We start from the raw sequence: 24,943 nt of genomic DNA, 5'->3' as shown, positions 1-24,943 counted from the left end.
GTTGAAAAACTGTCTCTTTTTATAAATATTTTATTTTTTTTAGAAAACAGGAAAAGTATAAAACCAAAAAAACCGCTTCTTTCGAAGCGGTTTTTGTACCCGGAGCCGGAGTCGAACCGGCACGGTTTCCCACAGGTGTTTGAGACCAGCGCGTCTACCAATTCCGCCATCCGGGCTTAGCTAGACATGAAATAACGACAGTTACTTCAAACGCAATAAAAGATGTGATTGTATTTAAATCAACCATCAATTCCTTTAACACGGTGCAAATGTAAAAAATAATATTAAATGTTCAACTAAAAATACTTAAAATTTTCCTTTCAGAGTTGAATAAATTTTATAAATTTGCACCTCGCTAAAAACGGAACACACAACTAACTACAAAACAACAAATTAAATGTCACACCTAGAACCAGAAGCTAAAATTTTTGCTTGTTCACAAAGTGTCTATCTTGCAGAAAAAATAGCAGAGCAATACGGAATTCCGTTAGGGAAAATTACTATGTCAAAGTACAGCGACGGTGAATTTCAACCTTCTTATGAAGAGTCTATCAGGGGTTTACGCGTTTTTATTGTTTGTTCTACTTTTCCAACTGCCGATAATTTGATGGAATTGTTACTGATGATTGACGCTGCAAAACGTGCTTCGGCAAGACACATTACCGCAGTAATTCCTTACTTTGGCTGGGCAAGACAAGATAGAAAAGACAAGCCTAGAGTTCCGATAGGAGCTAAATTAGTAGCTAATTTATTAGATGCTGCAGGTGCAACACGAGTAATGACCATGGATTTGCACGCGGATCAAATTCAAGGATTTTTTGAAAAACCAGTAGATCACCTTTTTGCATCGACTATTTTTATACCGTATATAGAAAGTTTAGGTTTAGACAATTTAACGATTGCGTCACCAGATATGGGAGGTTCTAAAAGAGCCTATGCGTATTCTAAATTTTTAAATTCAGACGTAGTTATTTGCTACAAACAAAGAAAAGAAGCAAACATTATCGACACCATGGAATTAATTGGTGATGTAAAAGGTAGAAATGTAATCTTAGTGGATGACATGATTGATACCGGAGGCACTTTGGCGAAAGCCGCAGATTTAATGATCGAAAAAGGAGCGTTAAGTGTAAGAGCCATTTGTACCCACGCTATTTTATCCGGTGGTGCTTACGAAAAAATAGAAAACTCGCAATTGAGCGAATTAATAGTTACCGATTCTATCCCATTAAAGAAAGAATCAAACAAAATAAAAGTGTTGAGTTGTGCACCACTTTTTGCCGAAGTTATGCACATGGTGCACCACAACAATTCCATTAGTGGAAAGTTTATAATGTAAGACATAAGTCGTGAAGTCAATGTCTTAAAGTCATGCTGATAGCCAAAAGCTAGAAGCCAAACAAGTAATATTATTTAATAACTATATTTTTTTTACAATGAAATCGATTACAATTAAAGGATCAGAAAGAGAAAGCGTGGGCAAAGTTGCGACTAAAGCCTTACGTAATGCTGGATTGGTTCCTTGCGTATTATACGGAGGAAATCAGGCAGTTCATTTCTCAGCAGAAGTTATGGCTTTCAAAAACTTGGTTTACACTCCAAACGCTCACACAGTTGAGATCGATCTTGGAAAAGGAAAATCATTTAACGCCATTTTACAAGACATTCAGGTTCACCCGGTGTCTGACAAGATTTTACATATTGACTTCTTTCAATTATTTGATGACAAAGAAATCACTATGGAAGTTCCTGTAAAAGTGGTTGGAACTTCTAAAGGAGTTCTTGCAGGTGGTGTTTTACGTTTGAATACGCGTAAACTTAAAGTAAAAGCTTTACCAAAAAATCTTCCAGATTTTATTGAAGCTGACATTACTCCACTTGAAATGGGAAACAAATTGTACGTTACTAAATTAGCTAACGACAACTACAAATTGGTTCACCCAGAAAACACAGTTGTTGCTCAAGTAAGAATCTCTCGTGCGGCTATGAAAGCAGCTCAAGAAGCAGCGAAAGCAGCAAAAGCTCCTGTAAAAGGAAAGAAAAAATAATATTTTTTCAATCATTCAAGAAAGCATCAGTTGTAAAACTGGTGCTTTTTTTTTGATCTTTATTTTGTCATTTCGAGGAACGAGAAATCTCATTATCCTAATTTTATTTTTAGGAGCACAGCCATTCGTTTTCAGAACAACACTCCTCCTGCTGACCGCTTTATCTTTTTATCCTGAAACAAGTTCAGTATAAAAAGATAAAGCGGTCAGCAGGGCTATCCAGAAATATTTTGCAGCAAACACCTATTTTCTAAAAATCTAATAGTTCAAGAATCTAATTAAGTCTATTTTTGCAGCATGATAAAATGGATTTCAAATTTATTCACATCAACAAAAATAGACGACACTACAGATTGTATGAAACCGGAGGTTCACGAACACCAAAAAAATAATATAAAAAGCGTGAGTAATAAATTTCTAATAGTTGGACTCGGCAACATTGGCGCCGAATATGTAAACACAAGACACAACATCGGTTTTAAAATAGTCGATTTCTTGGCCAGAAAAGAAGGAGTCAACTTCGAAACCGTAAAACTGGGTTCCCTTGCCGAATATAAATTCAAGGGAAGAACTTTTTTACTTTTGAAACCCAACACGTACATGAATTTGAGTGGCAAAGCGGTACAATACTGGATGGATAAGGAAAATATTCCTTTGGAAAATATCTTAGTCATTACCGATGATTTGAACCTTTCCTTTGGAGCCATTCGCATCAAACCAAAAGGAAGCGACGGTGGACACAATGGATTAAAGAATATCAATCTTGTCTTGAATACGCAGAACTACACGAGATTCCGTTTTGGGATTAGTGATGAATTCAAAAAAGGAAAACAAATTGATTATGTTCTGGGAGACTGGGATGATGCCGAAAAAGGAGTACTCCCAGAACGATTAGAATTAGCTTCCGATATTATAAAATCATTTGGAACTGCAGGATTAGAAATCACAATGACCACATTTAATGGAAAATAAAAAAAGGGAAACGTTTAAAAACGTTTCCCTTTTTTAGTAAATTCTATTTTGATTATTCGATCACTATTTTTCTTACCTCTTTTTTATCTCCATCAATTACCGTCAATAAATAAAGTCCCGACTGAACATTTTTTAATTGGATATTTTCATTGAAATTTTGTTGAATTCCAAATTCTTTTTCGAAAATTTTTCTACCTAACAAATCGTGTACTAGTATTTTACTTGTACTAGTAGAATCACTGGTAAATTTTAAGTTAAAATTCCCTTTGTTTGGATTTGGATACAAGACTAAATCATTTATTTGAAAATCAGGAGCTGCTAAAGTAAAGGTTTCCGTGCAAATGGTTATTGATGCTGAATTTAAGGTTCCCGTATTAGCCGTATAAGCATCTCGAACTCTCAGTGTCCAAACTCCCTGTTGATCTTGCCCATTAAAAGCAGACAATGGTTCAAATGGAGCCACCGTTTGAGCAGTTGTAGTTCCGCAAGCAAGTATACCTCCCAAATCATCATAATTCAATATTAAACTATTATTAGTATCCCCACAGCTTCTTTCAAATAATTTCACAGTAGTACCTTGCGGGCTTACCACCTCTATTTGCACATCTGACAAATACGAATGAGTAAAACCTACTGCAAAATTTACATCTGAGACAGTTCCAGTCGAACTAGGCACATTAACCGTTTTAGAAGTATAAGTCGGTGATTCCGGTATGGGAAAAGGGGTTGCAAAAGCATACGTATTGCAAGATGAAGCAACCGTATATCCAATAGCAAATGGTTTACTATTTATGGCATAATAAATATTTGCGGTTGGCTCAATTAAAATTCTACATTTTTTTGCAGTAACATTTGGAACTGTAATTGTTTGAGAACCATCGTTTGGAGTAGCCGAAACTAAAATTGTGGAAAATGTTAATCCACCATCTGTAGAAAGTTTGATATTTACATTTGTAGATCCAGCGAAAGCATTTGACCCATTTACACTCCAAGTTACGGTTTGCGTGGTTCCCTGTGACCAACTTAAATTTTCTGTATTTTGTGAGGTAACAGCAAATGGGCCTGTTCCGCTTACGGTAACAATCATTTCATCGGTATTGGTTTGAGCCGTTCCAATTGCAGCAGTAGTATTATCTCTGCCTGTTAAAGTGAAGTGAAGTGTTCTTGCTATTGTGGAAACTGATTCCCATGTTGTGGTTAATTTACCGGACAATACAGTATTGTAAGAAGGCATATACCGTATAGGGGAACTCATTGGATACAGAGATCGAAAAAGAGGACCATCTGCTTTGGTCGGTAAGGCGATACTATTTGCTCCACTTGTAGTTGTAGCTGTGTCATTTTGTTCCCAACAATAAGAAATAGCATCCCCATCAATATCAGAACCAGTACCTGTCAACTTAAAAGCTGTACCATTGGGGATTGTGTAATCTGAACCAGCACTAATTGTTGGTGGATTATTACTTATTGCTGTACTTACAGGACACGTTTTTGCAGCAAGATTATCTTGTATTTGTTTAATACTTGCATAAGCAAAGTAATCATCCGAATTGGTTTGAACATCATAATCTGTAATCCCGGCATACCCCATAATCGTTGACCCGCTTCCCGGCTCTACATTTACACCTGTTCCTTCAAGCGTATAAGAAAAGGTGTGTTGTGCTCCCAGCTGATGCCCCATTTCATGAGCAACAAAATCAATATCAAAGGTGTCGCCTTGTGGCTTTGCATCAGCTGGCGAGGTAAAAGCACTCCCTTTTGCTAATGGATCAGCAGTAGTGGGATTCACACACACACAACCGATACAACCAGAATTACCGCCACTTCCAGTAGCGCCAAATAAGTGGCCTATATCATAACCTCCATCTGTTATAGTGCTGGTTAATGTACTCTGTAGCTCTTGATTCCACGCTCCTCCTGCTCCTGCAGTGGCATTAGAATAAGGATCAGTAGCCGCATTAGTATAAATTATGAGATTGTTGTTTGCGATAATATTCAATTTTACAGCTAAATCTTTATTAAAAACACCGTTCACTCGTGTCATAGTCGCATTCATCCCTACCAAAGCACCCGCTACAGTCCCTCCAAAATAGGCAGCATATTCCCCTGTACAGGACAACGCCAGTTTTAAAGTTTTAAAAACCTTATTACTAGCTGAAATTTTACTAGTTTTATTTAATAATTGTTTGTTTAAAGCTACATCTTCGGTTTTACAGGAAAAAGGCAAACTTCCTCTGGTTCTGTTTTTGGAATTAAAAAGAACATATACCGTTTTGTCTTTAGAATCTTGTTCAATAAATTCCGACCCACTATCTCCCCTTAAAATCATGGTTTGAATTCCCTTTGGTGAGAAACTGAAATAAAGCGATGCATTTCGATCTGTAATTCCAATACCGTTATAAGCTCTGATATCTGGATATTTTACCTGCAACTCAGGCTCAAAATTAGAGAATTCCCAAACTGAAAACTTTTCTAAAACACCATTCATATTCGGAATAGAAATTTCAATTCTATTTTCCTTTGCTGTATTATTCTGAAGTGGTTCCAAAAATTGTTTAATCGCAACTTCGTCTAATTTAAACAACAATTGATTATCAGCACTCAGCTTAGGACTGATCTTATCTGAAAAAGCAACCTTATTTTGATCTATTCTTTTCCAAGGAGAACCATTTTGCGCATGCGCTATTGAACTGGAGAGAATAACAATAAAAAACAGTATAATTTTTTTCATGATTTGAAAACATTTTAGCATCAAAATTAAAGTATTTATATTAATGTATCAACGCAATCCCTAATATATTGAATGAATTCATAGCTTCTAAATGTCTATTTTTTGTTTTTAAGCCATTTTTTTAGAAACCTATGCGAAAATCAATTCCTCATACCGTTACTTTTAAAATAGATAGTATAAATTTGCACTATTATAAAACATTTGCTTTGAAAATTTTTCATTCTATAAACGATTTCAGTTCCACAAAAAAAACAATCCTAACTTTAGGTACCTTTGACGGAGTTCATATTGGTCACAAAAAAATTCTGGAAAAAGTAATACAAAAAACTAAAAATGAGAATTACGAAAGTTTAGTACTTACTTTTTTTCCTCATCCCAGAATGGTTTTACAGGAACATTCCGACATAAAACTACTTAATACCATTGACGAAAAAATAGATTTATTAGAAGAAATAGGTATTGAAAATCTTGTAATCCATCCTTTTGACGAGACTTTTTCGAGATTAACTGCCGAAGAGTTTGTCAAAACCGTTCTTGTAGATCGTTTTCATATTCAAAAAATAATTATTGGTTACGACCATCGATTTGGGAGAAATCGCACTGCTAATATTGATGATCTTATTGATTTTGGAAAACAATACGATTTTGAAGTAGAACAAATATCAGTTCAGGAAATAAATGATATTTCTGTGAGTTCTACTAAAATCAGGAAAGCATTGCTAGATGGAGATATGGATTTGGCCAATGAATATTTAGGATATGATTATTTCCTGACCGGAATTATTGTCAAAGGAAAACAATTAGGGAGAACTATTAATTTCCCAACCGCCAACCTAAAAATTGAAGAAAACTACAAGCTTATTCCACAAAACGGGGTTTATATTGTAAAAAGCACCATCTATCAAAAAACTGTTTTTGGAATGATGAATATTGGATTCAACCCTACTGTTGAAGGGCAAAGTCAATCTATAGAAATTCATTATTTTGATTTTAACGAAGATTTATACAATCAAAAAATCAGGATTTCCATGTTACACAGAATCCGTTCAGAACAAAAATTCGAGTCTGTTATGCTTTTAAAACAGCAACTTGAAAAAGACAAAGAAACTGCACTAACCTACCTTAATAAAATTTAGCTTTCTCTAAGATTATTTTTTAACACATTTCGTACAATATTGTCATATTTTCTGTAAATTTGAATATATGTATCATTTATCATCGCCGTATTATTTTTAACTCTTCTAAAAATTAATCCTATGAAACTGCCAAAAGAATTTTACAACGGATTTATAATTTTCCTCGGAATAGGACTTTACTTTTTGTTAATGGAGCTTTTGGGTCTTGCTGATTTGTTTTACTTGCGCCTCCTTAACGTCCTATTCGTATTTTATGGGACCAACAGAACTTTAAAAACAAATTTTACAGAAGGGAAAACTCTTCTTGCTCCCAATGCTGCCTCAGCATTAACCACATCGCTCACAGGGATTTTCTTAAGCACCATTGGATTAATAATTTACAGCTATTCAAGAGGTGGCGATGCTTATGTAGGATCATTGTCAAAAACTTTTCTATTTGGAGGAAATCCCTCCGTGATGACGTATTCAATTTCTCTACTTTTTGAAGGAATCGTATCAGCCGTAATTGTAACATTTATGTTGCTCCTATACTGGGAAAGCCGTTACTCTTCAGACAAACATTAAAAATAAATCAATTAGAAATTAACGTTTTTCTCTGCGTTCAATTGCAAAGAAAAAACAAATTCCAACAACTATATCATACGCTTTTCTCTTTCGCTCTATTCATTTAGTTCAAAAAAAAACTCTTTAGATAATTCAGATATGTGTTCTATTTTTAATTATAAAAAATAATCAAATGAAACTACCTAAAGAATTAGTAAACGGAGGTATTATTTTTGCCGGAATTGCAATCTATTTTTTGTTAATGAATGCACTAGGCTACGCTGATTTATTTTATTTACGCATCGTTAATGTATTTTTTGTTTTTTATGGCGTTAACAAAACCATCGAAATGAATGTTGCTGAAGGTAAAAAAAACTTTATTACCAATGCCATATCAGCAATGATCACATCACTCATAGGAGTGTTTTTAAGTATCATCGGATTAGTAGTCTACAGCTACATGCAAGGTGGGGACTCCTATGTAAAATCCTTATCAAAAACATTTTTATTTGGCGGAAACCCGTCCGTAAACACTTATTCTATTTGCTTACTATTTGAAGGAATTGCATCTTCCGTAATTGTTACTATGTTGCTCATGCTATATTGGAACAACCGCCTTACAACAGATTAACATTGTCTGTTAAATTATTCTCCAATCAGCTTTTAGATACTATTCCATTGCTTCTTTAGAACAATTTGACTACTTTTGGTGCATCAAAAAATCGTATCGATGAGCATTACAAAACATAACTGGACGAAAGAAGAAATTATAGCAATATATAACAAACCTATGATGGATTTGCTTTATGAAGCAGCTTCTACTCATAGAGAACATCATGATCCTAACGTCGTTCAAGTTTCGACCTTATTATCCATAAAAACAGGCGGTTGCCCAGAAGATTGCGGATACTGTCCACAGGCCGCCCGTTATCACACCGCTGTTGAAGGCAATGATTTAATGTCGGTTAGTCAAGTAAAAGCACAAGCTTTACGCGCAAAATCAAGCGGTTCTTCCCGTGTATGTATGGGAGCAGCCTGGAGAAATGTAAAAGACGGTCCTGAATTTGATCAAGTACTGGAAATGGTTCGCACCATAAATAAACTTGACATGGAGGTGTGCTGCACCCTTGGAATGATTACCGAAAACCAAGCGCATCGTTTGGCAGAAGCTGGTTTGTATGCCTATAACCACAATTTAGACACTTCAGAAGAATATTATAAAGAAGTAATTTCAACACGCGGTTTTGAAGACCGTTTGCAAACCATAGAGAATGTTCGTAAAACGAATGTCACTGTTTGTAGCGGTGGAATTATCGGAATGGGAGAAAGCATTGAAGACAGAGCAGGAATGCTTGTAGCACTTTCTACACTAAATCCCCAACCGGAATCCGTGCCAATAAACGCTTTGGTTGCTGTTGAAGGAACGCCAATGGAAGAAGAAAAACCGGTAGAAATTTGGGAAATGATAAGAATGGTAGCCACTACCCGAATTATTATGCCGGAAACTCAAGTGCGTTTATCCGCAGGAAGAATGAACATGAGCCGCGAAGGCCAAGCCATGTGTTTCTTTGCTGGTGCCAATTCTATTTTTGCAGGAGACAAACTATTAACTACACCGAATCCAGATGTAAATGAAGACATGAAAATGTTTGAAATGTTGGGTTTAAACCCTCAAAAAGCATTTACAAAAGTTTCTCAACCTCAAACAATTGAAGCAGCAGATTCACAATTCGCACCTCTTGGAGAAAAACCAAAATGGTCAAGACCAGGACACACAATTGAGAGAAATCTTGAAGCATCTACGAAAGAAAAATAGTATTGATTTCACTATAGATTAAAGCTTTTCTAATTTTGCTCTTAGCCTAAAAATTAAGAGCATTTTTTAATTTTTAATTCATGAAAATAGATCTTACCGAAATAGAGCGTGTTAAAACCATTTCGAAAGATGATTTTTATACTAATTATGTAAAAAAAACAAAAACCTTTAGTTGTTGAAAACTTGACACAAGATTGGCCGGCATACAAAAAATGGAACCTCAACTACATCAAATCTATTGCAGGTGAAAAAGTAGTTCCTTTGTATGACAATAGACCCGTTTCTCACAAAGATGGTTTTAATTAGACTCATGCCAAAATGAAGATGGCAAACTACATTGATTTATTACAATCAAAACCTACGAATTACAGAATATTCTTGTGTGATTTAATGAAGGAACTACCTATTCTTCACAAGGATTTTAAATGGCCTGATATTGGATTACGTTTAATAAAACAATTACCGATGCTTTTTTTTGGAGGTAAAAACTCCAAAGTATTTATGCACTTTGATATCGATTATTCGAATATACTCCATTTTCAATTTGATGGTCAAAAACAATGTGTTTTATTTAATCCCCATCAGACTCCTTTTTTATATAAAATTCCCCATTCATTAATCTGCAGAGAAGATATTGATTTTGACAATCCTGATTTTGATAAATGGCCCGCTTTAAAACAAGCAAAAGGATATATTTGCAAACTAAATCATGGAGAAATGCTATACATGCCTGAAGGATATTGGCATTATATGAAATACCTCGAACCTGGATTTTCAATGAGTTTACGAGCTTTCCCACGAAAAACATCCAGCCTATCAAAAGCTGCTTACAACCTAATGATTATGCGTTATTTTGACAACTTTATGCGCAAACTAAAAGGGCAGAAATGGATAGATTATAAAAATGAAGAAGCCATAATACGTACTCCCAAAAAATTAAATATTAATCAAGACATGAGCTCCAAAGTCACTTAAAGCAAGTCGTTTTTATATCAAAATGCATTTTTTGATTTTTTAATATTCACATATCTTAATTCATGATTTTCTTGACTACCGTTTTAGTATTTTTAAATACAATTTTTAACAACAAAATTTGCTGACTAGGAACCAAATTAAAAACAGAAAACTCAACATCATTCAAATTATTCTTTTGATATATTTTTCTTCCTGACAAATCATAAATTATAACTTTATCTATTATTTCCGAAGCAGATTTTACCTGTATCTGCTTATTTTTATTAGATACTAAAACTGAATTATTCACTATTTCAAATTCATTTGTAGCTAATGTTTTATCCGTATAGCGCAATACAAAACGATTATTAAAAGTTCCAATTTTTGTATTGAACGTATAACTTCCGCTTTTTAAATCAAAGATTGTATTATTTGACTTGTCTTCAATAAAGATGCTCTGACTGGAGAGTAATCCATCGACAGCATCTACATTTATTGTAAAAACACCTTCTATAGTGGTACTATAACCTAACGGAACAATATCTGTTTGCCTAAATGGCAAAGCTCTACCCTGAATTACTAAATTCTTGTCCTGGTTAATACTATAAAAATCTATATATACATTCCCATCGAAACTTTCTCCATCAAAACTAGTATCATAATCGTTAGTAGCTCCTTCTATGTAACCGATTAAGGTTTGTTTGAAAGCTCCCCGACTATTGGAAAGGTTCAGCCAAATTCGGTCTTTCTCTATATTCAACCCGTTAAATTTTTTTATTGAATTAGATTTGAAAAAATTCGTATTATTCCCAATAACACGCATACTATTATTAAATACAGCGGCTCCACTTCCATTTATACTAGTTACGAAGAAAGCCTGTCCAGAGGCTATTTTACCATCAGGTTTAGTATTATTTACTCCCAATTTTAATGCTGCGCTTGTTCCAATTCCTCCTGACAAGTTATAAACCGCATAATCATCAGAGGTGTAAACATTATTTGTAATAGCCGTATTATGTGTCCATAAATAAATAGTTCCATCTGTGATTCCGGCATTTGTTGTTATAAAAACATCTGCGTCAATTGCTGAAGGATATGGATTTCCTATAAGATTTGAAGTACTAATTGAAGTTATTGGAACCGAAACAATTCCATTGTTAGGAACTCCCGTAAAAACAGCTTCGTAAGTAGCCCGATTTATTGTTGAAAAACTTTCAGGACCTCGAATGATATAACCGGTTCCTAGACCCATTACACTTGTTGGCGCTACATTATGCCATTTATTTGTGATAGCGTCAAAAGAATAAAACTTATCCGAAAGTGTATTAGGAGATACATCAATCAACTTTTGATTTAAAACTGGCGAAGACCAATAAGTATAATCCGTTTTAAGAATTGGCGTAGTTTGTCTTTTTATTCGAATACTTCCTGTGTTAATGATTTGATCATCGGATTGATAAAGAGATGCATTGTTTTCAAAGACTAATGTCCCTAATCCTGAATAATCAAAAATTAATCCTAAAGTATTTCCGTTTGGAATTGTAACTGTATTCCCCGCACTTATTAAACAAGAACAGGCATTCATCGAATTAAAAAGAGGATAATTCCCAGTGAATATAATTGTTTTCTCAGCCGAAGGCAAACCATTACTCCAAGCAGTACCATCCCAAATAGAGCTATTAGTACATAATTTAATTCGAGCAACACGATGTTTTGTTACTCCTGAAATAGAATTAAAATTTCCGCTAATCATCACTTTGTTATTTGGAGTAAAGCAAATACTATACAACGTACTGTTTAAATTTACTAAAAAAGTAGTGTCATAAACTCCGGTCGCAAGCAATCGGACCATACGTTTGACAGAAACTCCATTATAAGTTCCAGAAAAAGTTCCTCCTATCAGCAATCGGTCGTCACGTTGGATCAAAATTGTTCTAATTTCTCCATTACTAAAACCTGTTCCTGAAGGAAAAGAAGTATCTAAACTACCATTACTATTCAGTCTGGCTATTCTTTTTGCAGAAGCACCTCCATAATTTAAAAATGTTCCTCCAACAATTAGTTTATTATCCGATTGCAGGGCAATTGTATATACGTATTTATCAAAACCAACACCAATAGAAAAACCCGAATCGATACTTCCATCCTTATTCAAGCGGACCATTCGGTTGTACGAAATCCCATTGAAAGTTGTAAACCGTCCACCTAAAACTATTCTCCCATCTAATTGTAATAAAATAGTTTCTACTATAGCGTCCGCACCCAAACCAATATTAAAGCCCGAATCAAGAGTTCCGTCAGGTAATAATCTGGCGATTCTATTTGAAGAAACACCATTATAAATTGTGAAATTTCCAGTAATAATTATTTTCCCATCAGGCTGAAGTGCTACAGCATAGATCTGATTGTTAGCCCCTGTACCAATTGTAAATGAAGTATCTAAATCCCCATTGGATAACACTCTCGTTATTCTGTTAACAGCAACTCCATTATAATTTGTAAAACTACCTACTAAAATAATTTTATTATCTGTTTGTATAACAGCGCTCTTAATTATATTATTTGCTCCAACCCCTAAAGAATTAAAAGAGGCATCGATAGCTCCATCTTCCAACAAACAAGCGATTCTATTAGCACTCGTTCCGTTGAATTTAGTAAAACTTCCAAAAGCCATTGTTTTATTATCCGGTAAGGAAATGACTTTTAAAACCGAATTATCAAAACCTACACCAGCGGTAAGATAGCCAATATCTAAGCTTCCAACGGCATCAATTCTAGCAAGACGTCCCTGGTTTTGTGAGTCGAAAACAGAAAAAGAACCGCCTGCATACCACGACCCATTTAAATCGCCTACCAAGGCATATACTGTTGCTGTTGCTGGTCCAGATCCGATATCAAAAGTTGAGCTAATAACTCCATTAGGTTCCAATAAAACCAATCGGTTCACATCGGTTCCATTATAAGTACTGGCAAAAGAACCAGCAACCATAATTGCACCGACAGAATTCGCTTTGATAATATCGACTCCACTAGTGCCAAATCCTGATCCGGAAATAAAACTTCCGTCAATGGAACCATTAGTATTCAATCGAATTATCTTATTGGCTGAAGTCCCATTAAAAATTGTAAAATCACCTCCAACTAAAATTTTACCATCTGACTGTAAAAAAAGAGCCCCAATGTCACCATTAAAACTTGTTCCAATTCCAAAAGTAGCATCAATACTACCGTTAGCATTTAATCTGATTATTCTATTACAAGTAGTGCCACTAAATGAAATAAAAGAGCCTGCCACAATTATTTTACCGTCAGTTTGAACCTGAACTTCTTCTGCCGCACCACTAGCACCAGAACCCGTAATAAAAGAAGCATCTAAATTTCCGTTTGACAATATACGAGCTATATGATTCGCATTTACCCCATTATATTTTGTAAAACTGCCTACAATAATTATACTCCCATCAGTTTGCAAAGCAGCATTATGGACTATACCAGTGTTTGCGGCTAGTGAAGTATTAAAAGTGGCATCAAAAGAACCATCACTATTCAATCGTATTAATCGTCCAACAGTTGAGCCATTAAAAGCGGTAAAAGATCCACCCAAAATTATTTTCCCATCTGGGAGCAGTAGAGAACAATATATTTTCCCGTTAAAACCGGAGCCTGATCCAAAGGAAATATCTTTAGATCCATCTGAAAACAATCTACATAAATACGAGGTTGCAGTACCATTAAAATTTAAAAAATCCCCTCCTACAATTAATTTTCCATCGGTTTGCAAAGAAATAGTTCTAACTGTATTATCAAAGCCATCCCCTTGAAGTCCATCATCGAAGGTATTAAACGCTAAATCTACTTTCCCTTGTTGGGAATAAATTGGACTCATAAAAAAAAGACCAAACAAAATAACGAAAAAATATAGCTTTGCTTTCAAATTTAAATTGAATTTATGGTTCCAATATGAATCGTGAGATAATCCGCAGTTTTTGCTCTCAGCAACATCTATAAAAGTAGAGACTATGTTTTTATACCGCAATACCCACATTTAGTGATATTTACTTACAAAAATGATTAATTTTGTTTTTTACAGAAATATGATTTTGGGGGAAGCCATGTTAGCGATAGAAGGTCTTAAGGGATTTAAATTCACAATAGACTTATCATGAATGAGCGGAAAACAGATTAACTGTTCCTAATTTTTATTTATTAAATCAAAAAATCCCATTCTGTTTATTCAGAATGGGATTTTTTAATCGTTGTCAAATTGATCAAATGTTTCTAATAAATAACTTTTTTAGAAATTATCTGGCCAGTAGTTAAAGTTATTTTTACTATTACAGTTTGCTTATTTAAAGTACTATTTAAGATATTAAATTCATTGCTTTCTATTCCTCCTTTATCAAACACTTTTCTTCCAAGTAAATCGAAAACGGTAATTCGTTTTATATTTTCAAGTTCTGATTTTATTTTTAATTCATTTTTATCTTTAGAAACCAAAACTATATTTTCTAATGTATTAAAAGTATCCTTTCCTAAAGTTTTATTGGTATTGGTATTTGTATATCGCAATATAAAACGATCGTTGAAAACTCCTGCTTCTGTTGAAAAGCTATATGCTCCCTCTTTTAGGTTTTTGACACAATTACTTTTCTTATCTTCAATAAAAATATCCTGAGACGCTAGTAATCCATCTACTTCATCAATAGCTATTGAAAAAACACCTTTAATAGTAGAACTAAAGCCCAAAGGAACCTTATCATTTTCATCAAAAGGTAAGGCTCTTCCTTGTATTGTTAAATTTTCACTTTCGTTAACACTATAAAAATCAACAAACTTATTCCCATCAAAACTCTGCCCATCAAAAGCATCATCATAACCATTAGTGGCATTGGTAACATAACCAACCAAGGTTTGCTTAAACGCGCCTTGATTGTTGCTTAAATTAAGCCAAACGCGATGTTTTTCAATTGTATTTATTGTTTTTGAATTTTTAGTTACCTTGAAAAACTGAGCGTTATTTACACCAGAAGCCCCTCCAGAAATACGCATACTGTTATTGAATACCACATTACCAGCAGCTTTACCACTTACAAAAAATCCTTGTCCCGAAGCAATTTTACCAGAAGGTCTATTGGATGTTTCCTCAACAAGTCCTACAATGTTACCTGTTCTTGTTGCTGTTCCTCCCGTTAGATTATAAGTCGCATAATCATCTGATGAGTAGGCATAAACTCCAGTACCTGGATTGCTAACTCCAATGCCAATTTCTGTTTTGTGTGTCCAAAAATAAAGGGTTCCATCCAATACTGCACTATTTGTTGTTAAAAACAAATCTGCATTTAAGGCGGATGGATAAGGATTACCTATAAGATTCGAAGTTGCTTTTCCTGTAAATGGAATTGGAATAGAAATATTTCCGTTGTTTGGTACCCCTTGAAAAATAGCTTCATAGAACCCTGGAGGTGGTATTGATGTATAATGCGGTCCTCTAATGATGTAACCAAGACCTATTGTCATAACATTAGCTGAATTCTCTTGGTTCCAATCATTTACAGCTGCATTAAACGAATAAAAAAAATTCGATGGGGTCTTGGGAGAAACCTTTTTCAATGTTTGCCCTGCCACTGGCGAAGACCAATAGGTGTAATCTGTCTCCCTAGTTGTGGAATTGTTTCTCCTATAAGTTATGTTTCCTGAATTTATTGCATTATCATTAATTTGTACCAAACTGGCAGTATTTTCGAATGTTAATATCCCTGTGCCTAAAACAGCAACCCCGTTAGTTATTTTTAGAGTTCCTCCTAATAAAATAGTTACCGAACTACCTGAATTCACTTGGCAAGAACAACCATCAACGTCAGAAACTGAAGAGTATAATCCATTAAAAATAAGGGATTTTGCACTTGTTGGAGGTCCATTAGTCCAAGACCCAACACCCGAAATAACGTTCCAAGTTGCGGTGATTACTGGATCTATCACTACATTGGCAGAAACAACCGACATACAAGTACCATTTGAAACCGTATAAGTGTAAGTTCCTGTAGAAAGACCAGTAATAGTTGTGCTAATTCCTGCTCCTGCAGTTATTAATGGTGTTACACTACCATTTTGATATAAATTCCAAACGCCTGTTGCCGGCAAACCGCTCAAAAGGACACTTCCAGTTACTGTAGAACAATTAGGTTGTGTAATATCTCCCGGTGTAAATGTTGGAGCTGTAGGCAAAGAGTTTACTGTATTAGTAATTCCTGAACTTGTTGCAGTACATCCTGATGCATTCGTAACTATCACATCAACTACTTGTCCATTAGTTAATGCAGTTGTGTTAAATGTTACTGCTGCACCACTTTGAACACTTGTTCCAGCTACTCTAAAATTATAATTCGTTCCGCCTGAAGCAGTAAATGTTACCGATGTCCCTAAACAAAATGTATTATCAGCATCATTGCTTGTTAAGCCTGCAGTTGGCGTTACAGGTTGTGCATTAACTGCTTTGCTAGATGATGCAATAGAGGTACAAGTTCCTAAGGTAGCCGTTAAGGTATAACTTCCAGTTGGCGCAGTCACTGTATTTCCAGAAATTGTCACTCCTGCTAACGGACTTACAACATAGGTATAAGATGCATTATAATTAGTTATTGTAAAACTTCCCTTTGAGGTGGTGCAGGTTGGCTGTGTTACAGTACTTAAAATTGGCTGTACTGGCGTTGCTGGCTGTACGTTTATAGATACACTAGTTCCTGAAGAAATACATCCAGATGAATTCCTGGCTGTTACATTATATGTTCCCGAAACCAATGTAGCAAAGACACCATTTGTATTTATGTATGTTAAGCCATCAATACTGTATTTCATTCCAGAACCTGTAGGTGCTGTTATTGTTATGTTTCCTGTTGAAACATAACAAGTTGGCTGTGTAAGAGTCACTGTTGGAGCTGCTGTAGTCGAGCCAGAATTAACGACAATTGTGGCTTGAGCTACAATGGATTTATTAGAACTTAGAGTTGTTGAAGTCATTGTTACTGTATATATACCTGCAGCTGCAGTTACAGAATTAGTAATAGTAGGATTCCGGCTAGTACTTGAAAACCCATTGGGGCCAGACCATGAATAGGTGTATGGCCCTCCGTTTGGTGATGGAGATGCGCTAAGATTAATAGAGTTTCCAACACAAACTGGAGAATTTGATGTTGCACTCCCAGTTCCACCTAAAGTAATTAAGTCATCAAAACCCAAAAAACCCGATCCTCCTTGACAAGTTGCCATTAGTACACCACCTATATATACCCTATCATTTCCGGTACAACCTCCACTAGTCCCCCCAGCAGGGTTTAAAGTTCCGCCATTAACAAATACTATTGAAGAACCTTCTGGAAGGTACACCCGTTTATTAGCTGTTGAAAAATCGATTGTAGCATTGTTTACTATTATTTGAATTGGTCCTAAGGAACAAGTTGTCAAGTCTAAATCCCCATTCATTATTAAATTAGAAGTAGTAGCCCCATTACCAATGTTTATTATATCAAACCCTGTAAATGTATTGCAGCTTAAAGTACTAGCATTTACATTTCCAGTAATTGTATATGTTTGTGCAATTACATTTCCAGAAAAAGCAAACAATAAAAATATAATTGTAAAAAAAGTAGACTTAGGTAAAAATATTTTCATAAAAGTATCTGCATTATTTTTAATAAATTCATTTTTGAAATCATGTTTTTCTAAAAGAAAAAACTTACATTAAAAAACAAAATAAAAAAAACAAATTTGCATAACATAATAAAGTCGTTCATATGCATATTTACTCGTTGTGTAGCTGTTTTTACAAACTCTTAAAATTCTAATATTAAGAAGAATAAATCTCAAAAAATGTCGTCCTAAAAAAGACATATCTGTTTTATTTTTGTCGCAACAGAATGATTTTTGACTTCAGAAAAATAGATTTCAAAACGAGTCTGAAAGACTTTTAAACAAAGGTTTTTTGAATCAGGAATAGAACTCAATCAAATTTTAAAGATTTGGAATTAAGTCGGTTTTACCGTTAGGAGCTCAAGCAACTTCCTAAATTTGAAGATAATATTGCTGTAAAAGTTATGTACTTAATTTAGCGCTTTAAACTAAAAATAAAGTCCTGCATGTCTCTATAAAAATGCAGGACTTTATTTTTAATTCAACTATTTTTACGGTTTTATAATCAATACCGATGATGTATTATTGAGCCAAATACTGTGGGAGTCAAGCAACTTTTTCCAGCTTTCTAAACTAATAATCATCAAATCCTGTTGCTCTAAAAATTCTTTTTTAATCGTCCTTTCCTGCATCATCATAATGTGATTCGGCGCTATTTGCTCTATCGAACGAATTCCTTCTTGGATTTTCCTATCGTTTCTAATGTGACCCACCGCATCCAAAACCGTAATTTGAGAACCATTATTGTGAATCAATTTTTGGGCAAATTCAATCAAAAAAGCATCCTCATCACTAAAAATAGGCATAAAAACCCGATTGATTTCGTCTAATTCTTTATCGACAAGAATTCCAACCGACATTTTGCTTTTGGCAATAATCTGCCTTGTTCTTTCATCAAAAGGAGAGTTTTCAAACAAGCCTTCTTTTCCCGTAAATTTATCAATCAAACGATCCGGATTGATGATTCTTGTTGTAAAACCAAGTACTTTACCCAGTAATGTTCCTTCAAAAATAGATTGTCCCAAACCTACCAATAACAAATCATATTCGCCATGATTAGCCGTATCCGTTATGTCTGAATCTATATCATTTGACGCTTTGAAAAGCGTGATGATTTTTTGATTAAGATTTTCCGATTCCGAAACAACCGGTAAAAACATTTCTCGCTCATAATCTTTTACATCAAAGGAATGCAACTCTGAACTTAATGATAAATGCATTGCGGTAACAATCGTATTCCCACTTTGTTTTTTGACTAAACTATTGGCTACTTTCAATAATGTTTTTCCTTTTTCGGGTGTGGCAAAAGAAATCAAGACTTTATATTTACTCTTATTGCTAATTTCTTCCGGTACAATGCTGCTTTTGGTTTTAAAAACATAATTGATTAAATCCAAAGCCGGACCGGTCATAAAGGTGGTTGCCAATGCCATAATAACCATCATGGTGAAAATTTCGGTAGACAAAACACCTAAATCATACCCAATATTCAAAACGACTAATTCCATCAAACCTCTTGTATTCATTAAAGTACCAATAGAGAGACTGTCTTTCCAGTTATGCCCTACGAACTTTGCCGCAAGAGCACTACCAAAAAACTTACCGACCACTGCAACCAAAATAATCAAGCCTGTAATTTTCCATAAATAAGGATCGTCGATTAATCCTATTTGGGTTCGTAAACCAGTAAAAACAAAGAACAAAGGAAGTAAGATTACAACGGAAACGTCTTCTACTTTTTCGATAAAAATAGTACGGAATTTATTGTTTTCCGGCATAATTGCCCCAGCCAAAAATGCGCCGAACAAAGCGTGAATCCCAATCAACTCAGACGCATAAGAAGACAATAATAATGTCAAAAAGAAAATAGCCACAACGGGTTTGTTCAGACTTTCTTTTGTAGCATTCAAATCCCCGACTCTTTTCAGGAAAGGCCTAACCACTTTTAGCATCACAATTACATAGAGTATAGCCAGTGCAATAACATATAACGAACTGGTGAACGAACCCGCTTTTACAATAGCGATTACGGCTGCCAGAATGCACCATGCCGTAATATCATCAGCAGCGGCACAGGTAATTACAATTGCTCCTAATTTAGTTTTATGAATTCCACGTTCCCGAACGATACCCGCCAAAACCGGAAATGCTGTAATACTCATGGCAATTCCCAAAAACAATCCAAAAGAAAGGAATTCAACACCTGGAGGAGCAAAAGAATGGTATATAAAATAAGCAAGTCCTAAACCTAGAGTAAACGGAATAATAATACTGGCATGACTAATCACAACAGCGTCATGGGCTTTATTTTTAAGCACTTTTAAATCCAATTCCATTCCTATAACAAACATGAAAAGAATTAATCCAATTTGGCTCAAAAACTGCAAGTTGCCTAACGAATCTTTCGGAAACAGCATTGCCGAAAATTCAGGAAAATACATCCCGATTAAAGAGGGACCTAAAACAATCCCTGCTATCATTTCCCCTATTACTGTTGGCTGCCCAATTCTTCTGCAAACCCATCCAAAAAATCGAGCTACCAAAATAATAGTGACGATTTGCGCCAGAAGAATGGCTAGAGGATGCTGCAAATTGTGGTTCATCGATGTTAAGAAATCAGTCCAATGTCCTTTTTCTATTTGGTGACGAACAATATTTTGTCCTATTTCCAACGTTTTCCCTTTTAGGACAATCCAATACATCAAAGCAGAAAATCCGCCTATAATTATCAGATAAAAAAACGAATTTTTAAAACTTCTCATACAACCTCTTTTTAAATTATCAATGTTTTGCGATGCAAATATGGGAAGTGATTTTTGAGGAATAAAGGGAAACACGAGGTAATTTCCTCCGAATGTAACAAGATTGGAAAACTTTGTAATAAGTTAGATTTTCACTTTTATTAAAAAATCAGAACGATAGGTTTCGCTCAAGATTAATGTGGTGAATTTTCCGTTTTCTTCCGGATGGTTCAGCGTAATTTCATTATGATTGAAAAATTTCACCGCCGTCATCGCAATAATCTCCTTTTTATTCACTCTGCAAAAATCAGGCTCAGGGAGCTGACTTAAAAGCGAATCAAAATTAATGTTTTTTAAAATCAGGGAACCGCCATCAACAAGAAACACTTCCTTATCCCGACTGTCAGTCACGGCAGTTTTAACGTATTGGATCTGATGGAAATATAACAATGCCTTCCCTTTATCAGTATTCAAATGAATGAATTTTTTTGTAATCGAAGGTTTATTGAATCGTTCTAACGCCTTTGCAACTGCTTTTTGCAAACGCTCTCTTGTAACCGGTTTTGTGATGTAATCCACAGCATCAATATCAAATGCTTCCGCAGCATAGTTTTTGTAGGCAGTGGTAAAAATGACTAATTTATTCTGCAGTAAACTCGCAAGAGTCAAACCATCCATTCCTGGCATTTCAATATCAGAAATACACAAATCAAAATCGAGTTTTGGAATTTCTGCCAGTAATTTTTCGGGATTGTTGAATGCCTTTACGATTTCTAATTCCGGAATTTGCTCACAAAGTATTTTCAGGTAGGTCAATCCCGGTAATTCATCGTCCAGCAGCAAGCATTTGAGTTTTGTATTCAAGAAGATTGATTTTTAAGTGCGCGATATAAATGTCATTTTCGACAAATTTATCCAGTTTGAACTGATTTTTGTATATAATTTTTAACCTTTGTTCCAATGTCGTGGCTCCGATGCCGCTTCGTTCTTTTTTCAAGGTCTTTTTATCTGAAATTTTATTCGAAACGGTCAAATAGAAACAATTGTCTTTGAATTCAAATAAAACAGAAATAAAGGCATCGGCACTTTGCAAATCAGCATGTTTAAACGCATTTTCTATTAAATCTATCGAAATTAAAGGTGCTAAAAGTCGTTGTTCATAAAGCATTTCGCCTTCATTGATTTTAGTTTTTACTTTCAATTCAAAAAGCGGACTCACTTTAATTTTATTGATTTCTATTAGATTCAGTGCAAACTCAATTTCTTCTTTTGAAGAAACAAACTTTTTTTGGCTTTCATATAAAATGTAATCCAGCACATTCGCCAATTTATCCAATGCAAAATAGGTTTGGTAAGCATGTGACTGAATTGAATTGAGAATATTTTTAAAAAGATGGGGATTAAGCTTGGACTCTAATGTTTCCAACTGTAAATTATTTACTTTCATTTCCAGTAAATGAAACTTTTCCTCAACACTTTCTTTTGCTTTTCCTGATTGGATTAATCGATAAATAACATAGCAAAGCGCGATTATCATAATCAGAATAATCGCCAGAAACATATAAATCACACCATCGTTTTCTAAAATTTGATCCATGTTTTATGTTTACAATACTTTAAAAAGTGACATTATTTTTTGCATTTAATGACTTGACACGAATTTAAGTCCAATAATCGAAGCTATTAAAGTAGTGATAAAGAAAACCCTCCAGAAATCAGCTGGTTCTTTAAAAACAAAAATCCCTACCAAAACTGTTCCTACGGCCCCTATTCCAGTCCAAACCGCATAAGCAGTTCCTATAGGCAATGTTTGTGTGGCTTTATAAAGTAACACCATACTAATGGTTAAACAAACTAAAAACCCACCCAACCATAGTGTAGCGGTAACTCCTGAACTTTCTTTGGCTTTGCCTAAACAGGTTGCAAAACCCACTTCAAAAATACCACCAATAATTAATAAAATCCAGTTCATCTTTAGTGTTTTAGAATCAAAACTGACGGAACCCCTCTCAGCCACACACTTCTTGAATCCACAAGCGTTTTCCAATTTTCATGACTAATCACCATTAAGTCTTCGTTTGACAAAAACTCCTCTTCAAGAATCTTGTCTCGCATCAAAGTGATATTTTTAGGATATTTTTGTTCCAAAGAATTTATGGCGCTCTTAATCACAAAATTGGAATCGATATGGCCATTTACATCCAAAATCACTATTTTAGAATTGTTATTATAAATTAATTTCTGGGCGTAATCCAACAAAAACGAATCTTCAGAACTAAAAATCGGAAGAAAAACTTCGTCCACTTTTTGCAAATCCTTATCAATCAAAATCCCAATAGGCATCTTGGTTTTAGAAATAATTTGCCTGGTTCTTTCATCAAAGGGGGAATTTTCAAACAATCCCTCTTTTCCGGTAAACTTGTCAATCAATCGGTCCGGATTGATTATTCTTGTGGTAAAACCAATTACTTTTCCAAGGATTGTGCCTTCAAAAATTGATTTTCCTAAACCTATAAGTAACAAATCGTAATCTCCTTGATTCGCAATATCAGCAATATCCGTTTCAATATCAATCGTCGCTTTAAAAATAGTGGTGATTTCCTGTTTTAGTATTTGAGATTCTTCAACAATTGGAATAAAACTATTTTTCTCTTTATCCTCCATATTAAACTGGTGCATTTCATCACTCAAAGACAAATGCATAACTGTAATAGTGGACGTTTCTTTTGTTTTCTTTACTAAACTATTGGCCAATCGTAAAAGCGATTTTCCTTTTTCATTATTACCAAACGAAATTAATATTCGGAACTTATTATGGTTTGCTTCTTCTTCAGCGTCAACACCATCTCTAGTTTTAAAGATATAATTGATTAAGTCCAAAGCCGGCCCCGTCATAAAAGTAGTGACCAAAGCCATGATTACCATCATTGTAAACACTTCGGGAGTCAACACTTTAAGCTCTAATCCAATGTTCAGCACGATTAATTCCATCAATCCTCTGGTATTCATCAAAGCACCAATGGTTAAACTGTCTCTCCAACTCTGACCTACAAATTTAGCAGCTAAAGCGCTCCCTAAAAACTTCCCGACTACCGCAACCAGAATAATAAATCCCGTCACTTTCCATAAATAAGGATCATTAAGAAGTCCGATCTCCGTTTTTAAACCTGTAAAAACAAAAAACAAAGGCAATAAAAGTATCAAGGCTACATCCTCGACTTTCTCAATAAATATAGATCTGAATTTTGGAACATCCGGCATAATAGCTCCTGCCATAAAAGCCCCAAAAAGTGCATGAATACCAATAACTTCAGTTGCATATGATGAAAGTATCAGAACCAGAAAAAAGATGGCTACAACCGGTTTTACTATACTGTCCTTAGTTCCATATAAATCCCCTATTCTTTTCAAAAAAGGTTTTACAATAAAAATCATCAATAGAACATATATTATAGCCAGTGAAATGATATATAATGAACTAACGAATGTACCCGCTTTTACTATCGCAATTACCACCGCCAAAATACACCAAGCAGTAATATCATCAGCAGCAGCGCAGGTAATAACAATCGCGCCCAACCTAGTTTTATGGATTCCTCTTTCCTGAACGATTCGCGCCAAGACAGGGAAAGCAGTTATACTCATCGCAATTCCCATGAACAAACTAAAGGAAAGAAATTTTACGCCTTCGGGAGCAAATCTATTGTAAACAAAGTAAGCTAACCCAATCCCCAGTGCAAAAGGAATAACTATACTGGCATGACTAATTACAACGGCTTCATTAGCTTTATTTTTTAATACTTTCAAATCGAGTTCCATGCCTATGACAAACATGAAAAGTATCAATCCTATTTGGCTTAAAAACTTTAAATTTCCTAACGATTCCACCGGAAACAATGTAGCTGAAAATTCAGGAAAATACATCCCTAATAAAGAGGGGCCTAAAACAATCCCAGCGATAATCTCCCCTATAACTGAGGGTTGCCCAATTTTTTTAAAAACCCAGCCAAAAAAACGGGCTACAAGTATTATCGTTATAATTTGGGCTAAAAGTATCGCTAAAGGATCTTGAAAACTATGTTGCATAGAAGCTATAAAATCATTCCAAGAACCATTCTCACTTGTAGCACCGGTAATTTTTTTACTTCCTTCTAAATGTTTTCCTTTTTTAATAATCCAATACATTAAAGCAGTGAAACCACCGGTTACACCGAAATAAAATAATGCATTTTTGTAGTTTTTCATATTTATTTTTATGTGAACTTACTCCTCTTTTAAAAATGCAAAGATGAGAAAACCAAATATATAATTTATAT

The 24,943-nt window shown here is 34.7% G+C and carries 15 protein-coding genes, 1 tRNA gene and 1 pseudogene; 8 read left to right on the top strand and 9 right to left on the bottom strand.

Features of this window, described 5'->3' with window-relative positions; genetic code table 11:
* Positions 1 to 96 precede the first annotated feature (96 nt).
* A tRNA-Leu gene (locus ACM55M_RS03260) sits at positions 97 to 176 on the bottom strand.
* A gap of 221 nt (positions 177 to 397) precedes the next feature.
* Between ACM55M_RS03260 and ACM55M_RS03255 the strand changes: the two genes are divergently transcribed.
* From ACM55M_RS03255 to pth, 3 genes are all read left to right on the top strand, one after another.
* Positions 398 to 1,339 carry a ribose-phosphate pyrophosphokinase gene (locus ACM55M_RS03255; protein WP_416856063.1) on the top strand — a complete coding sequence of 314 codons (942 nt, stop codon included), beginning with the start codon at positions 398 to 400 and terminating at the stop codon, positions 1,337 to 1,339.
* A gap of 97 nt (positions 1,340 to 1,436) precedes the next feature.
* Complete coding sequence (locus ACM55M_RS03250) at positions 1,437 to 2,048, top strand: 50S ribosomal protein L25/general stress protein Ctc (protein WP_416856062.1); 612 nt, start codon at positions 1,437 to 1,439, stop codon at positions 2,046 to 2,048.
* Positions 2,049 to 2,345: 297 nt separating this feature from the next.
* Positions 2,346 to 3,020 carry an aminoacyl-tRNA hydrolase gene (gene pth / locus ACM55M_RS03245; RefSeq protein ID WP_416856061.1) on the top strand — a complete coding sequence of 225 codons (675 nt, stop codon included), beginning with the start codon at positions 2,346 to 2,348 and terminating at the stop codon, positions 3,018 to 3,020.
* Between the two features lie 52 nt (positions 3,021 to 3,072).
* On the opposite strand, the gene ACM55M_RS03240 is transcribed toward pth, so the two are convergent.
* On the bottom strand, positions 3,073 to 5,751 hold the full coding sequence (locus ACM55M_RS03240) for a zinc-dependent metalloprotease (RefSeq protein ID WP_416856060.1): 2,679 nt from the start codon (positions 5,749 to 5,751) through the stop codon (positions 3,073 to 3,075).
* 206 nt (positions 5,752 to 5,957) lie between these two features.
* Here ACM55M_RS03240 and ACM55M_RS03235 point away from each other — a divergent pair, with 206 nt between their 5' ends.
* The 5 genes and pseudogenes from ACM55M_RS03235 to ACM55M_RS03215 all read left to right on the top strand — a co-directional run bounded on the left by ACM55M_RS03235 (position 5,958) and on the right by ACM55M_RS03215 (position 10,221).
* On the top strand, positions 5,958 to 6,887 hold the full coding sequence (locus tag ACM55M_RS03235) for a bifunctional riboflavin kinase/FAD synthetase (protein WP_416856059.1): 930 nt from the start codon (positions 5,958 to 5,960) through the stop codon (positions 6,885 to 6,887).
* Between the two features lie 120 nt (positions 6,888 to 7,007).
* Positions 7,008 to 7,451 carry a hypothetical protein gene (locus tag ACM55M_RS03230; protein WP_416856058.1) on the top strand — a complete coding sequence of 148 codons (444 nt, stop codon included), beginning with the start codon at positions 7,008 to 7,010 and terminating at the stop codon, positions 7,449 to 7,451.
* A gap of 172 nt (positions 7,452 to 7,623) precedes the next feature.
* A complete protein-coding gene (locus ACM55M_RS03225; RefSeq protein WP_416856056.1) occupies positions 7,624 to 8,061 on the top strand; it encodes a hypothetical protein in 438 nt (145 codons plus the stop codon).
* A gap of 99 nt (positions 8,062 to 8,160) precedes the next feature.
* On the top strand, positions 8,161 to 9,246 hold the full coding sequence (bioB, locus tag ACM55M_RS03220; RefSeq protein ID WP_416856055.1) for a biotin synthase BioB: 1,086 nt from the start codon (positions 8,161 to 8,163) through the stop codon (positions 9,244 to 9,246).
* An 80-nt stretch (positions 9,247 to 9,326) separates the two neighbouring features.
* Positions 9,327 to 10,221 (top strand): annotated as a pseudogene (locus tag ACM55M_RS03215) (cupin-like domain-containing protein).
* Between the two features lie 55 nt (positions 10,222 to 10,276).
* On the opposite strand, the gene ACM55M_RS03210 reads toward ACM55M_RS03215, so the two are convergent.
* The 7 genes from ACM55M_RS03210 to ACM55M_RS03180 form a co-directional block, all read right to left on the bottom strand.
* The gene (locus ACM55M_RS03210; RefSeq protein WP_416856054.1) at positions 10,277 to 14,086 is read right to left on the bottom strand and encodes a T9SS sorting signal type C domain-containing protein; all 3,810 of its coding nucleotides are present in this window, start codon (positions 14,084 to 14,086) and stop codon (positions 10,277 to 10,279) included.
* Positions 14,087 to 14,478: 392 nt separating this feature from the next.
* Positions 14,479 to 17,868: a T9SS sorting signal type C domain-containing protein gene (locus ACM55M_RS03205; RefSeq protein WP_416856053.1), complete on the bottom strand. Its 3,390-nt coding sequence runs from the start codon at positions 17,866 to 17,868 to the stop codon at positions 14,479 to 14,481.
* Between the two features lie 509 nt (positions 17,869 to 18,377).
* A complete protein-coding gene (locus tag ACM55M_RS03200) occupies positions 18,378 to 20,648 on the bottom strand; it encodes a cation:proton antiporter (protein ID WP_416856051.1) in 2,271 nt (756 codons plus the stop codon).
* 123 nt (positions 20,649 to 20,771) lie between these two features.
* Positions 20,772 to 21,491: a LytR/AlgR family response regulator transcription factor gene (locus ACM55M_RS03195; protein WP_416856050.1), complete on the bottom strand. Its 720-nt coding sequence runs from the start codon at positions 21,489 to 21,491 to the stop codon at positions 20,772 to 20,774.
* The gene (locus ACM55M_RS03190) at positions 21,454 to 22,224 is read right to left on the bottom strand and encodes a sensor histidine kinase (protein WP_416856048.1); all 771 of its coding nucleotides are present in this window, start codon (positions 22,222 to 22,224) and stop codon (positions 21,454 to 21,456) included. Before ACM55M_RS03190 ends, ACM55M_RS03195 begins: the two co-directional genes overlap by 38 nt.
* A 45-nt stretch (positions 22,225 to 22,269) precedes the next feature.
* Positions 22,270 to 22,599, bottom strand: a complete 330-nt coding sequence (locus ACM55M_RS03185; RefSeq protein ID WP_416856047.1) for a DMT family transporter — start codon at positions 22,597 to 22,599, stop codon at positions 22,270 to 22,272.
* A 2-nt stretch (positions 22,600 to 22,601) separates the two neighbouring features.
* A complete protein-coding gene (locus ACM55M_RS03180; RefSeq protein WP_416856046.1) occupies positions 22,602 to 24,872 on the bottom strand; it encodes a cation:proton antiporter domain-containing protein in 2,271 nt (756 codons plus the stop codon).
* Between the last annotated feature and the right edge of the window lie 71 nt (positions 24,873 to 24,943).

The sequence above is a fragment of the Flavobacterium galactosi genome (assembly GCF_048158585.1).
Classification (GTDB): Bacteria; Bacteroidota; Bacteroidia; order Flavobacteriales; family Flavobacteriaceae; genus Flavobacterium; species Flavobacterium galactosi.
This window is presented reverse-complemented; position numbering and strand designations above follow the sequence as displayed.